12 protein-coding genes are annotated in these 13,517 nt (G+C 62.1%); 4 read left to right on the forward strand and 8 right to left on the reverse strand.

Annotated elements, in window-relative coordinates; translation table 11 throughout:
- Nucleotides 1-27: 27 nt before the first annotated feature.
- From HU736_RS06310 to HU736_RS06320, 3 genes are read right to left on the reverse strand one after another with little or no spacing between them, the layout of a single operon-like run.
- A complete protein-coding gene (locus HU736_RS06310) occupies nucleotides 28-1,095 on the reverse strand; it encodes a lipocalin-like domain-containing protein (RefSeq protein WP_186699297.1) in 1,068 nt (355 codons plus the stop codon).
- Nucleotides 1,085-3,547 carry an ABC transporter permease gene (locus tag HU736_RS06315; RefSeq protein WP_186699295.1) on the reverse strand — a complete coding sequence of 821 codons (2,463 nt, stop codon included), beginning with the start codon at nucleotides 3,545-3,547 and terminating at the stop codon, nucleotides 1,085-1,087. Before HU736_RS06315 ends, HU736_RS06310 begins: the two co-directional genes overlap by 11 nt.
- A complete protein-coding gene (locus HU736_RS06320; protein ID WP_186699293.1) occupies nucleotides 3,547-4,212 on the reverse strand; it encodes an ABC transporter ATP-binding protein in 666 nt (221 codons plus the stop codon). The genes HU736_RS06315 and HU736_RS06320 overlap by 1 nt, the downstream gene beginning before the upstream one ends.
- A 154-nt stretch (nucleotides 4,213-4,366) precedes the next feature.
- On the opposite strand from HU736_RS06320, the gene HU736_RS06325 reads away from it, so the two are divergent.
- Nucleotides 4,367-4,660: a hypothetical protein gene (locus HU736_RS06325; protein WP_101320085.1), complete on the forward strand. Its 294-nt coding sequence runs from the start codon at nucleotides 4,367-4,369 to the stop codon at nucleotides 4,658-4,660.
- Nucleotides 4,661-4,839: 179 nt separating this feature from the next.
- Here the strand turns inward: HU736_RS06325 and HU736_RS06330 are convergent, their stop codons facing one another.
- From HU736_RS06330 to HU736_RS06345, 4 genes are all read right to left on the reverse strand, one after another.
- Nucleotides 4,840-5,736, reverse strand: a complete 897-nt coding sequence (locus HU736_RS06330) for a PA4780 family RIO1-like protein kinase (protein WP_181106483.1) — start codon at nucleotides 5,734-5,736, stop codon at nucleotides 4,840-4,842.
- Nucleotides 5,737-5,821: 85 nt separating this feature from the next.
- On the reverse strand, nucleotides 5,822-7,324 hold the full coding sequence (gene proP / locus HU736_RS06335; RefSeq protein ID WP_186699291.1) for a glycine betaine/L-proline transporter ProP: 1,503 nt from the start codon (nucleotides 7,322-7,324) through the stop codon (nucleotides 5,822-5,824).
- Between the two features lie 185 nt (nucleotides 7,325-7,509).
- Entirely contained in the window at nucleotides 7,510-8,802 is a 1,293-nt protein-coding gene (locus HU736_RS06340) for a PQQ-dependent sugar dehydrogenase (protein WP_186699289.1), read from the reverse strand.
- Nucleotides 8,799-9,236, reverse strand: coding sequence for a DUF2231 domain-containing protein (locus HU736_RS06345; RefSeq protein WP_101320092.1), 438 nt, complete (start codon nucleotides 9,234-9,236; stop codon nucleotides 8,799-8,801). Before HU736_RS06345 ends, HU736_RS06340 begins: the two co-directional genes overlap by 4 nt.
- A 147-nt stretch (nucleotides 9,237-9,383) precedes the next feature.
- On the opposite strand from HU736_RS06345, the gene HU736_RS06350 reads away from it, so the two are divergent.
- On the forward strand, nucleotides 9,384-9,563 hold the full coding sequence (locus HU736_RS06350) for a DUF1289 domain-containing protein (RefSeq protein ID WP_103437663.1): 180 nt from the start codon (nucleotides 9,384-9,386) through the stop codon (nucleotides 9,561-9,563).
- A gap of 32 nt (nucleotides 9,564-9,595) precedes the next feature.
- Here HU736_RS06350 and HU736_RS06355 read toward each other — a convergent pair whose 3' ends face one another.
- The gene (locus tag HU736_RS06355) at nucleotides 9,596-11,791 is read right to left on the reverse strand and encodes an OsmC domain/YcaO domain-containing protein (protein ID WP_186699287.1); all 2,196 of its coding nucleotides are present in this window, start codon (nucleotides 11,789-11,791) and stop codon (nucleotides 9,596-9,598) included.
- Nucleotides 11,792-11,961: 170 nt separating this feature from the next.
- Here HU736_RS06355 and HU736_RS06360 point away from each other — a divergent pair, with 170 nt between their 5' ends.
- A complete protein-coding gene (locus tag HU736_RS06360; protein ID WP_181106491.1) occupies nucleotides 11,962-12,492 on the forward strand; it encodes a sigma-70 family RNA polymerase sigma factor in 531 nt (176 codons plus the stop codon).
- Entirely contained in the window at nucleotides 12,492-13,451 is a 960-nt protein-coding gene (locus HU736_RS06365; protein ID WP_103437666.1) for a FecR domain-containing protein, read from the forward strand. The genes HU736_RS06360 and HU736_RS06365 overlap by 1 nt, the downstream gene beginning before the upstream one ends.
- Nucleotides 13,452-13,517: the final 66 nt, after the last annotated feature.

Raw genomic sequence — 13,517 nt, forward strand, 5'->3', positions numbered from 1 at the left:
GGCCGACAGTGCGCTTCTTCACAAAGATCAGTAACCGGTCATTTCCAGGTAACCCCTGCCCTGCCCGCTGCCGCCCTCGACCCGCACCGGCCCTTCCCAATACGGGAACCGGGTGTTCATCCAGGCCTGCTTGTACAGCGCTTCGACCTGGATATCGACGCCCTGCTCCGGCAGCCGCACGCGCCAGCGGGTCGGTACTGTTTTACCGTTTGCCTGTTTGCTCGAGGCCAGCACTTGCAGCTCGATCTGCGCCCCCTGGAGTGCCTGGGTCTTGCCGTCGGCGCTGACCCAGGTGCCGGCTTTATAGGCATCGCCGTGAGCTTCGCGCACCTGAAACAGCATTACCTTGGCGCCGCTGTCCAGGTGCAGGGAAAACCAGTCCCAGCCTGACTGCCCGGCCGCCAGCGGTTGGCTGCTCCATTCGCGATCGAGCCAGGCCTGACCGGTAACGGCCACCCGCTGGCCGTCACGCTCGACTTCGCCACTGACCTGATAGAACGGTTGGCTGTAGTAATAGGAAGCCTGGCCTTTGCCGGATTTTTCGCTGTAGCCCTTGGCCCCGTGCAGCACCAATGGCCGCTCACTGACCAAGTGCAGATCAAAGCGGAAATCCCTGCCTGTGGCTTTCATCTGCAGCTGGCCGATCCCATTGCCGCCCTGCAGCGACCAATCATCGATCCAGGCGCGAAATGGCTGCGCCTCAACCCCAGCCTGGCCGATACCACCGCGGGCGAGCACCTCACTGGACTGATGACCGCCCGGCCCGGTCAGCGCCGCGTGGCCCATCCACAGATTGGGGCTGTTCCAGTCGGCGCTTTCTGCGCCAGGGCGCAGTGCCGAACGAAACAAGGTCCACTGCGCTCCCCACTGCCGCCCCTGGGCATCCTGCAAGTTGGCGGTGACGTACCACCACTCGATGCGGAAGCCGTCGTGGGCGCCATGATCACGCGGGAACTGCAGCTCATGGCCCGGCGTGACCTGCTGGAAGGCGCTGGCCTGCTGACCCAGACCGGCAAAACTGTTGGGCCCGGGTGTAGGCCCATCGCAGCCTGCAAGCAGCAGGCACAGCGCGGTCAGCCAGGGTTTAACGTTCATTGGCAAACTGCCTCAAGAGATCGCTGGGTTGCCTGCGCGCCAGTTGCCAGAGCGGCCAGGCGCTGGCCAGAAAGCTGGTCAGCACGCCGAGCACTGCCAGTTGCAGCAGCTGACCGGGGAGCACATACAGCGGCAGGCGCCAACCAAACGCCTGCACGTTGACCACGGCCACCAGGCACCAGGCCAGTAGCAAGCCAAGCGGAATCGCCAGCAGCACGGTGAAACTGCTCAGCATCAGGGTCTGGCCGAGTGTCAGCCAGATCAACCGACGGCGTTCGACCCCCAGCGCCCACAACGGCGCCAACTGGCCCAGGCGGCTCTGGCCGAGGCTCAGCAGGCTGATGAACAACGCCACACCGGCGATACCCAGGGTCAGGCTGTTGAGTGCGGCGGTAGCGGCAAAGGTGCGCTCGAACACTGCAGCAGACCATCGCTTGAGCGTGGTCTGCTCGACCATGCGGCTGTCATCGAGGTTGAACTGTTGGCCCAGCGCCCGCTTTAGCGCCGGCAAATGCGCGCTAGCCACGGTCAGGCCCAGATTGCTCAACGTCGCCTGCGGCCAGTGCTGGCGTAACCAGTCGGCGCTGATCAGCAGGTGCCCTTTGGGATTGCCATAATCGGCATAAATGCCCACTACCGGCATCGTTTGTGCTGATGGCTCGGGCAGTTGCAAGGCGTCGCCAAGACCCAGCTGCAGGCGCCTGGCCAACTGTTCGCTGAGCATGATCCCGCGCCCCTGCGCAAGCTGCTCCCAGGCACCGGCGGATTTTTCCAGCAGCGGCCAGTGGTTGCTGTAGTACGGGTGATCGATGATGCCCTGGACCTGCGTCGGCCATTGCTGCAGCCGCCACTCGACGCGCCAGTTGGGCAGCACCGCGGTGGCTTCGGGCTGGCATGCCAGCCAGTCGCTGATCTGCACTGCCTGGGCAGTGTCGCGCGGGGTCAGGTACAGGTCTGCCGACAGGCGCTGATCGAGCCAGCCGGTGAAGGTGCGGCGAAAGCCCTCGGTCATGCTGCCCACACCGACGCTGGCGGCCAACGCCAGCAGCAAGGCCATCAGCGCCAGGCTCAGCGCCGGCAATTGCTGGCGGCTGTCGGCCACGAACCATTGCGGCAATGGCCGCCGGCACAAGCGCGCTAAACCGGCCAGGGCAAGCTCGAGCAAGGCCGGCAGCAATAGCGCCGCTGCCAGCAGCAATGCCGCGAGCAGGACAAAGGCGCTAGTCAGGTTATTGCCCCACTCCCAGCACCCCAGCGCTACCAAACCAAGCAACAAGGCGACCAACGCCTGACGACGCAGCCACGGCCCTTGGGCCAGGCGCCAGGCCTGTGGCTGGGCAAGCACCAGCAGCGGCAGGCGCGCAGCGCGCAGCACGCTGCTGACACCGGCCAACAACGCACCGAGCAGACTCACGCCGACGCCGGCCAGCCACCACTGCGGCGACAGGCTCAGTTGCCCGGCGATCTGCGCCCCATACAAGCCGCGCACACTGGCCGCGAAGTCAGGCAGCAACAGGCTGGCCAGCAGATAACCACTGACCACCCCGGCGAGGCCGCCGAGCAACGCGAACACACCCAGCTCCAGCGCCAGCCCGGTCAACAGCACCCGCAAGCTGACACCGCAGGCACGCAGGGTTCTGATCAAGCCGCGCCGTTGCTCCAGCGCCAGGCCAATGGCCGCATGGGCAATGAACAGGCCGACCACGAATGCCAGCAAGCCCAGCGCAGTCAGGTTGAGGTGAAAGCTGTCGGTCAGGCGCTGCAGGTCACCGTCGTCGCCACCGGTTTGCAGCATTAGCTGGGCAGCGATGTCGGCAGGCAGCGCGGGGGGTTCTTTTTCGAGCAGCAGACGCGACAGTTGTCCTGGCGCGCCGAGCAGCGCCTGCGCGTGGCCGATATCGACCACGATCACCCCAGGCGCCAGTTCCTCTTGCAGGACCAACGGCGGCATCAGCTGACCATCGCGGGTGCGCGCGCGCTCACCCGGCTGCAGGTTCAACTGGCGTAGCGTGTCTGGACCGATCCAGGATTGCCCAGGGCTGTCGATGAAGGCCGAAAGCTCGAACGCTTGCGCCTGTACCCCGGCCACGGCCATCTTCGCTGGCAGGCTCAGCGGTTCAATACCGATCAAGCGCACTGCCTGAGTCGCGCTTCCTGAAAGTTGCAGGCGACCTTCCAGAACCGGCGTCACCTGCACGCCTCGTGTACGCAGTTGCACATACAGCGTTTGCGCCAGATGCTCGCCCTGACGCGGCACCAGTTGCGTCTGGCTGGCACCTGAAAGCACACCGCTGGCACGGGCATAGTCGCTGCGGGCCTGGCTGTTGAGCGCCTGCACGCCGGTCCACAATGCTGTTGCCAGCCACAGTCCGGTAAAGATACTGAAGCACTGCAAGCGGTGCCGGCGCCAATGGCTGAGCAGCGCCTGCAAGGTGATCAGCAGGCTGGCCATCAATCCGGCTCCGGCTGAACACGTCCAGCCTTGAGGAAGCACCGTTGTTCGAGCCGCGCCGCCAACTGCCGGCTGTGGGTCACCATCAACAGGCTGCTACCCGCCTGGGCAACCAGCTCGAGCATCAGTTGCAGGACTTCTTCACTGCTTGCCTCATCGAGGCTGCCGGTGGGCTCGTCGGCCAGCACCAGCGCCGGCCGTCCCGCCAACGCACGACCAATCGCCACACGTTGCTGCTGGCCGCCCGACAGCTGCTCGGGGTAGCGCTGCAACAACTCGGTCAGCCCAAGCCGCTCCGCCATCTGCGCGGTCCAGGCAGGATCGTGGCGCCCGGCCAGGCGGGCTTGAAACGCCAGGTTGGCGGCAACGTCGAGGCTGCTGATCAAGTTGTATTGCTGGAACACCAGGCCAATGCTGTCGCGGCGCCAGCGTGCCAGCGCCGTTTCGTCTCGCGTATCGAGGGGTAGGTCCTCGATCAGGATCCTGCCACTGTCGGCCCGATCGAGGCCGGCGAGCAGGTGCAGCAATGTGCTCTTGCCGCTACCGGATTCGCCCATCAGCGCCAGGCTGCTGCCCCGCGCCAGTTGCAGGTCGACGCCCTGCAGCACAGGCAGAACGCCCTGGGCGGTAGTGAATGACTTGCACAGCTGCTCGACGACCAACATCGGTGGGGCTTCCTCTCAGGGTACAACGGGCGTTAATCACTAAAAGTCTTAGGCACAGCGTTGCAGCCATAGGTTGCATCGTTCTGCCCTTCAAGGGTAGGCGCGATCGGGGCTAAACTGAGGCACGAACATCATCAGGCTTACAGGAACCTCCATGGCCCGCACTGCGATACCTGGCTACCACCCATCGTGGTTGCTGCTGATCCTGCTCATCGGCAGCCTTGCATCGCTGACGGGATGCTCGAACAAATCCAGCGCTACGCGCTATGCCCAAGCAGGCGCAAACTGCTTCGCCAAGGCAGTGCCGACCGCTGGCGAGGGTGGCCTGGCATGGGGCAACACGTTGAGCGCGGCGCGCAAGAAATCCATGGACAGCTGCATGCGCTATGCGAGCCGTTCAGGCGGTACGCCGAAGACCTGTCAGGTGGTGATGGCCAAGTGCAAGTGATGGGTGGCGACTACGAGCGGGCCCGCTAGGTCGGGCTATAAGGTCGGTTAACTCGGTTGGTCGTAAGACCGCCCGCCCGCAGCCACCATTGCGATTGTGCAGGCATTGCACCTGAACAATCGCGCAATCATGGTCGGCCAGTGGGCAGGCAGCAATCAGGCGAATCTGATAGCCACGGGTTACTGCAGCCACGGCGGCGGTGGCGGCTCCTCGCTCTTGACCGGCCCACGCTCGGCTTCTTCACGACCGGCACGGCGACGTTCGTCATCCATCCGCGCCGCTTCGATCTCGCGCAGCACGCCGCCGACATCGGCGTCGTGGTCGTCATCCTCGAACTCGCCGGTCAGCGGGCTATCGGGCAACAATTCCCCGGCCTCGAACAGCGACCACATCTCACGGGCGTAGCGGGTGTCCTTGAGCTCGGGAGCAAAGCGCCCGAAGTAACCGCTCATGTTCGCCACGTCACGATCGAGCATGCTGAAGGCATGGTTGTTGGCGGCAGCATCGACGGCCTGGGGCAAGTCGATGATCACCGGGCCATCCGGGCCGAGCAGGACGTTGAATTCGGACAAGTCACCGTGCACCAGCCCCGCACAGAGCATCAAGACGATCTGGCGGATCACGAACGCATGGTATTCACGCGCCTGATCCGGCTCCAGGTGCACGTCGTTGAGGCGTGGCGCGGCGTTGCCGTCGGCATCGACCACCAGCTCCATCAACAGCACGCCGTCCTGGAAGTCGTAGGGCTTGGGCACTCGCACCCCGGCATGCGCCAGGCGGAACAAGGCGGCCACCTCGGCGTTCTGCCAGGCATCTTCGGCTTCCTTGCGACCGTACTTGGAACCCTTGGCCATGGCCCGCGCCTGGCGGCTGTTGCGCACCGTGCGCCCTTCCTGGTACTCGGCCGCCTGGCGGAAGCTGCGTTTGTTGGCCTCCTTGTAGACCTTGGCACAACGCACCTGGGTACCGCAGCGCACCACATACACCGCTGCTTCCTTGCCACTCATCAAGGGCCGCAACACCTCGTCGACCAGACCGTCTTCGATCAGCGGCTCAATACGTTTTGGAGTCTTCATCAGGTTTAATTCAGGGTCCTGTTCTGCCAGACACATGGTTTGCCGGCCATCCTCTCACAGCCTGATCCGACTTGCTCGTTTCGAGCTAATCAATACGAGGATGTTGTTGTACCAAATGCGTGCGTTTGGCCTCAAGTTCAGCAATCTGCTCGTCGATGTCCTCGATTTTTTGCTCAATGTTGTCGTGGTGTTCCTGCAGCAGCTCACGCGCTTCCTCGATGTCCGAGGCGGCGGGCGCAGCGCCGCGCAATGGCTGATTGGCAGTTTCTTTCATGGTGATACCGGTGATAAGGCCGATCAGGGCAATGACCATCAGGTAGTAAGCCGGCATGTACAGGTTGTTGGTGCTTTCTACCAGCCAGGCGGCGATGGTCGGGGTCAGGCCGGCGATCAGCACAGAAATATTGAAGGCACTGGCCAGCGCGCTGTAGCGAATGTGCGTCGGGAACATCGCCGGCAGCGTCGAAGCCATCACCCCGATAAAGAAGTTGAGCAGCACCGCCAGCATCAGCAAACCGGCGAAGATCAGCCCGAGCACACCGCTGGTGATCAGCATGAAGGCCGGGATGGCCAGTGCGAACAAGCCGATGCTGCCGCACAGGATGAACGGGCGGCGGCCGTATTTATCGCTGAGGAAGCCGATCAAAGGCTGCACGAAGAGCATTCCCACCATGATCGCGATGATGATCAGCACCCCGCGGCTCTCGCTGTAATGCAGGTTGTGCGACAGGTAGCTGGGCATGTACGTCAGCAGCATGTAATAGGTGACGTTGGTGGCGATGACTACGCCTACGCAGGTCAGCAGGCTGCGCCAGTGCTTGGTAGCCACCTCCTTGAACGACACCTTGGGACCGCCAGCCAGGCCTTCGCGATCGCCCTGCTCGAGCTTGTCGACATGCTGCTGGAAGGCGGGGGTCTCTTCCAGCGCATGGCGCAGGTACAGGCCGATCATGCCCAGCGGCAGCGCCAGCAGAAACGGCACCCGCCAGCCCCACTCCTGGAACCTCTCTTCACCGATCATGGCCGAGATGAACACCACCAGGCCGGCGCCGGCAACAAAGCCTGCGATCGAGCCGAAGTCGAGCCAACTGCCGAGGAAGCCGCGCTTGCGGTCCGGGGCGTACTCGGCGACGAAAATCGAGGCACCGGTGTATTCACCCCCCACCGAGAAGCCCTGGGCCATCTTGCACAGCAGTAGCAGGATGGGCGCCCAGATGCCAATCGCGGCATAGGACGGAATCAAGCCAATGGCGAAGGTGCTCAGGGACATGATCACAATGGTGGCGGCGAGGACCTTCTGCCTGCCGTATTTGTCACCGAGGGCGCCGAAGAACAGCCCGCCCAGGGGCCGGATCAGGAACGGCACCGAGAACGTACCCAACGCTGCGATCATCTGTACGCTGGGGTCAGCGCCGGGGAAAAAGACCTTGCCGAGCACATAGGCGACAAAGCCGTAGACGCCGAAGTCGAACCACTCCATGGCGTTGCCAAGCGCTGCGGCGGTGATCGCCTTGCGCATCTTGGCGTCGTCAACAATGGTGATGTCTTTCAAGCCGATCGGCTTGACGCTTTTTTTGCGTGATTTCATATCTGCCACTCTGTTACTGACGTGTCCATTACCGGTTGCCATTGTTTTAATGGCCAGGCTCTAAGGCATCAGATACAAAGGGTTACGAAAAAATTCACTGAGCGCCGACATTTTTCGCGCTAACAAACAGGCCATCTGCGCTGAGGCTCCACGCAGATGGCCTGGTATTGGTGATCAGCGCAGCATTACTGACTGCGCGTTACCCGCCAAATGGTGTTGGCGAGGTCGTCGGCGATGATCAGCGCCCCACGCGGATCCACCGTCACACCCACCGGACGACCGCGGGTCTTGCCATCTTCACCACGGAAGCCGGTGGCAAAGTCGATCGGCTCGCCGGCCGGCTTGCCATTGCTGAACGGCACGAAGATCACCTTGTAGCCCACCGGATTCGGTCGGTTCCAGCTACCGTGCTCGCCGACGAACGCGCCCTCGGCAAACTGCGCGCCCATGGCCGCCACCGAAAAATCAACGCCCAGAGCAGCGACGTGGGAGCCGAGGCTGTAATCCGGCTTGATCGCCGCAGCGACTTTCTCGGGGTTCTGCGGCTGCGCACGGGGGTCGACGTTCTGCCCCCAGTAGCTATAGGGCCAGCCGTAGAAGCCCCCCGCTTTGACTGAGGTTAGGTAGTCAGGCACCAGGTCAGGGCCAAGCTCATCGCGCTCGTTGACAACAGCCCACAGTTCACCGCTGGTGGGTTCGATGCTCAGCGCAGTCGGGTTACGCAGGCCAGTCGCATAGGGCTTGTGCGCGCCGGTCTGGGCGTCGATCTGCCAGACCATGGCCCGATCGATTTCGACCTCCATGCCGCGCTCGGTAATATTGCTGTTGGAGCCGATGCCGACGTACAGGTAGCGCCCGTCGGGGCTGATCGTCAGCGCCTTGGTCCAGTGGTGGTTGATCTCGGCCGGCAGGTCGCTGACCTTACTGGGCGGCCCACTGGCCTTGGTCTGGCCATCCGCGTAGTCAAAGCGCACCAGCGCATCCTGATTGGCCACGTACACGCTGCCCTCGAAGTAGGCCAGGCCATAGGGTGCGTTGAGGCCTTCGGCGAACACCGTTTTCACTTCGTACTTGCCGTCCCCTTCAGCGTCACGCAGCAAGGTCAGGCGGTTACCGCCCTTGACCTGGGTATTGCCCTTGGCCTTGATAGAGCTGGCGATGACGTCCTTGGGCTTGAGTTTGGCCGCACTGCCGCCGCGCCCTTCCGCTACCAGAATATCGCCGTTGGGCAGCACCAGCGTCTGCCGCGGGATCTTCAGGTCAGTGGCAATCGCAGTGACGTTGAAGCCCTGCGGTACGGTTGGCTTGAGATCGCCCCAGGCGGTCGGCTCGGCGATTTTCATGCTCGGCAACAGGCCGCGCTGCTGATCAGGCAGTTTCGGGTTGGCGCCGTAGGTTTGCGTGGCGTCGCCTTCGCCACCGCAGGCGCTGAGCAGCAGCGCCATACTCAAGGCTGTCAATGCATGTACGCGGTTCATCGCACACCTCCGGAGCGCAGATTGGTCAGGCCGAGGCCGGTTGCGATGCACGCCAACGCACTGACGATGACCGACAACACCAGCCCCGACGGCATCACGGCCCAGGCATCCTTGGCATGCTCAAAGGCGTTCATCAGGCCCAGCAGCCAGGTAGCCAGCAGCAGCACGAAGTACACCACTGGGCGCCCGCCCTTGTGCTCGGCGCGGATCAGATTGACCAGGGCAAACAGCAATGCCAATCCGCAGAACAGCAAGCCACCGGCAATCAGCCAGGCAGCAAAGTTGGCCCATTGAATCTGGTAGCTTTGGTAATAGGCGATGTCACTGAGCAAGGCGCCGAGAAACAGCGGCACGGTACCGGCCAGCAGGGTCGCGTGCAGCGCTCCTGGCCGGCAGCGATAGAGGGTTGAGTCGTTCACGGTGGCTCCTTTCATCGATCCAGAGGTCCCTCCCTGCACAGACTGCGCCTGGAGGCCTAATGAAGATCGCTCGGCCAAAGCGATAGTTCAGCGCGATTGCAGACAGGGCTGTAATCTGGCCGCTACCCGTTTGCTGAGCGGTGCCGGTTGAGGACTAGAGTTTTGGGCAAAGACGCTGACAACCCGTGCATATCCAAATGCCAGATCCGCGACGAAGTTTGTCTGGGCTGCGGGCGCAGCAAAGACGATATTCGCAAGTGGAAGAAGATGAAGAAGAGCGAGCGCATCGAGGCTGTGCAAAAGGCCAAGGCGCGTTTGAAGGCAAAGAAAGGCAAAAAATAAGGGGGCTGTGGCAGCCCCCTTGGTGTATCTGCCTAGCCGGCGAACTTGGCTCGCGCGGCATGCAACTTCTTGTAGCTGTCGACCAGCCGCAGATGCCGATCAAGCCCCTCCAGTTTCATGCTGGTCGGCGTCAAGCCATGGAAGCGCACACTGCCCTCGACCGAGCCCACGACCGCATCCATCCGCGCATTGCCGAACATGCGGCGCAAGTTGACCTCGTAGTCGGCCAGTTCCAGTTCATCATCGAGCACTACTTCCAGCACCACGTTGAGCGCCTGATAGAACAGGCCGCGGTCAACGGTGTTGTCGTTGAACTGCAGGAACGCTTCTACCAGTTCCTTGGCTTCGTCGAAGCGCTTCAAGGCGAGCTTGATCAGCAGCTTCAATTCCAGAATGGTCAACTGGCCCCACACCGTGTTGTCGTCGAACTCGACACCGATCAAGGTGGTGATGTCGGTGTATTCATCCACTTCGCAGTTATCCAGACGCTTGACCAGTGCCTTCAGGCTGCGATCGTCCAGGCGGTGCAGGTTGAGGATGTCTTCGCGGAACAGCAGCGCCTTGTTGGTGTTATCCCAAATCAGGTCTTCAACCGGATAGATCTCGGAATAGTCCGGCACCAGGATACGGCAGGCCTTGGCGCCAAGGTGCTCGTACACGGCCATGTACACTTCCTTGCCCAGCGATTCGAGGATGCCGAACAGGGTTGCAGCCTCTTCCTCGTTGGAGCTTTCCCCTTCACCAGAGAAGTCCCACTCAACGAATTCAAAGTCGGCCTTGGCACTGAAGAAGCGCCATGAGACGACACCGCTGGAGTCGATGAAGTGCTCGACGAAGTTGTTCGGCTCGGTCACTGCGTGGCTCTCGAACGTCGGCTGCGGCAGGTCATTGAGACCTTCGAAGCTGCGTCCTTGAAGCAACTCGGTGAGGCTGCGCTCAAGCGCGACTTCCAGGCTTGGGTGCGCGCCGAACGAGGCGAACACGCCGCCGGTGCGCGGGTTCATTAAGGTCACACACATGACCGGGAATTCGCCGCCCAGCGAGGCATCCTTGACCAGCACCGGGAAGCCCTGTTCTTCAAGCCCCTTGATCCCGGCGAGGATGGCCGGGTATTTGGCCAGCACATCCTCAGGAACATCCGGCAGGGCCAGTTCACCCTCAAGAATTTCCCGTTTTACCGCACGCTCGAAAATCTCTGACAGGCACTGCACCTGCGCCTCGGCCAGAGTGTTGCCGGCGCTCATGCCGTTGCTCAGGTACAGGTTTTCGATCAGGTTGGAGGGGAAGTACACCACATCACCGTCGGACTGGCGTATGAACGGCAGCGAACAAATGCCGCGCTTTACATTGCCCGAGTTGGTGTCGTACAGGTGCGAGCCGCGCAGTTCGCCGTCGGGGTTGTAGATCTCGAGGCAGTACTCATCAAGGATCTCGGCAGGCAAGGCGTCCTTGCTGCCGGGTTTGAACCAGCGCTCGTCCGGGTAATGCACGAACTCGGCGCTGGCAATGTCTTCGCCCCAGAACTGATCGTTATAGAAGAAGTTGCAGTTGAGGCGTTCGATGAACTCGCCCAGCGCCGAAGCCAGGGCTCCTTCCTTGGTGGCGCCCTTGCCGTTGGTAAAGCACATGGGCGAATGCGCATCGCGCACATGCAATGACCAGACGTTGGGCACGATATTGCGCCACGAGGCGATTTCGATCTTCATCCCAAGGCCCGCGAGGATGCCCGACATGTTGGCAATGGTCTGCTCCAGTGGCAGGTCCTTGCCAGCGATGTACGTGCTTGCCTGCGGATCGCTGTCGAGCATCAACAAGGCTTGCGCATCAGCATCCAGGTTAGCCACCTGTTCGATGACGAACTCTGGGCCGGCCTGTACCACCTTCTTCACCGTGCAACGGTCGATCGAACGCAGGATGCCCTGGCGGTCTTTGTCGGAGATATCAGCCGGCAGTTCGACCTGGATCTTGAAGATCTGGTTGTAGCGGTTTTCCGGATCGACGATGTTGTTTTGCGAAAGGCGAATGTTGTCGGTGGGGATGTTGCGCGTTTCGCAGTACAACTTTACGAAGTAAGCCGCACACAACGCCGACGAAGCCAGGAAGTAGTCGAACGGGCCCGGCGCCGAGCCATCGCCCTTGTAGCGAATGGGCTGATCGGCGACCACCGTGAAATCATCGAACTTGGCTTCAAGTCGGAGGTTGTCGAGAAAGTTAACCTTGATTTCCATGCGGGATTACCATGATAAAGCGAAACGAAATGGCCGCCATTATCCGGATTTTTGTCGCGCAAGTCTTTGCCGATCAGCGCGGCGTACTTGTTGCAGCCTCTGGCGTGCTTGCTTAGCGTCAAGGCCGCTCATAAAATGATAATGACTCCCAATTGCGCTTCGAGCCTTTTATGACCTCCAGCCAACGCCCGCTGACCCGTCAGGTGCAGCGCCTTTACCAGGAACATCAGCGTTGGCTGTTGAGCTGGCTGCGCCCGCGCGTCGACTGCCGTGAGCTTGCCGCAGACCTGGTGCAGGATGTGTTCATTCGGGTGCTCAGTGCCAAGGATGCACAGAATCAGCTTGAGGCAGTGCGCGAACCCAAGAGTTACCTGGCGACCATCGCCCGCCGCCTGATGATCGACCATTTTCGCCGGGCTCGGCTCGAACGCGCCTGGCTGCAGGCCCTGGCCGAGCAACCCGAGGCGGTCAGCATCAGCGAAGAAACCCGCGCAATCCTCCTCGAAAGCCTGTGCGAACTGGATGCGATGCTTGCCGGCCTGGGCCCAAACGTGCGCCAGGCGTTTTTGCTGTCGCAACTCGACGGCATGAGCTACAAGCTGATTGCAGAGCAATTGCAGGTTTCGGTGGTGACGGTTACCCGCTATATAGCCAAGGCCACCCAGCATTGCGTGCTGTTCAGCTTGGGCGCCGAACGCTGATGACCGTCCTCCACGCTCGACAACGCGCAGCCCTGGAACAAGCCGCAGGATGGTTTGGGCTTTTGCAGTGCGAGGAAGCCTCGGTTGCAGACCAGGCTGGCTGGCAAGCATGGCTCGACCGCGATGAATACAATCGCTGGGCCTGGGCTCAGGTCGAACAACTGCAACAACGTCTGCATGGCATGCCCACGAACGTTACCGGGCGAGCGCTGCGCCTTGCCGATCAGCCCGCGCTGGATAGCAGACGCGCCGTGCTCAAAGGTTTCGCCTTGATGGTGGGTACCGGCGCACTTGGCTACGCAGGTTATCGCCAAGGCCAACGCGCAGGCTGGATGGCTGACCACCACACACGCACCGGCGAGCGGCTCAATACGATGCTCGCCGACGGATCGCGCCTGCAACTGAACACCGCCAGTGCCGTCGACGTGCTCTACAGCGCTACCCAACGCCGAATACAACTGCACAGAGGCGAGCTGCTGCTGACCAGCGCCGCCGACCCTGCCCGTCGGCCGCTGCTGGTGCAGACTGCACAGGGCAGCATTCAGGCGCTGGGCACGCGCTTCGCCGTCAGGGCCGACGGCGCGAGCACGCTGGTCAGCGTTTTTCAACATCAGGTGCGTGTCACCCCAAATGGCGCTGCGCCAGTGGTGCTCGATGCAGGCACCCAGTGCCGCTTCAACGCCAACCAGCTTGGCGCGGTGCAACCGATCAATGCCGGTCAGGACGCCTGGAGCGAGGGCATGCTGGTGGCCAATGATCAGCGTCTGGATGCGTTTCTGGCTGAACTGAGCCGCTATCGCCCCGGCTGGTTACGCTGCGACCCCGCGGTCGCAGGGCTGCGCATCAGCGGCGCCTTCGCCATCGACGACAGCGACCAGACCTTGCGCGCACTGAGCACGACCCTGCCAGTGCGCGTAGTACAGACCACTCGCTATTGGGTCACAGTGGTAGCGCTATAAAGCATCCTGGTTCGGTAATCGCCCATTTTCAACTAGCAAACGTGCTAGCCGATTGACGAATTAACC

It is taken from the genome of Pseudomonas shirazensis (assembly GCF_014268785.2).
In the GTDB taxonomy this organism is placed as follows: domain Bacteria; phylum Pseudomonadota; class Gammaproteobacteria; order Pseudomonadales; family Pseudomonadaceae; genus Aquipseudomonas; species Aquipseudomonas shirazensis.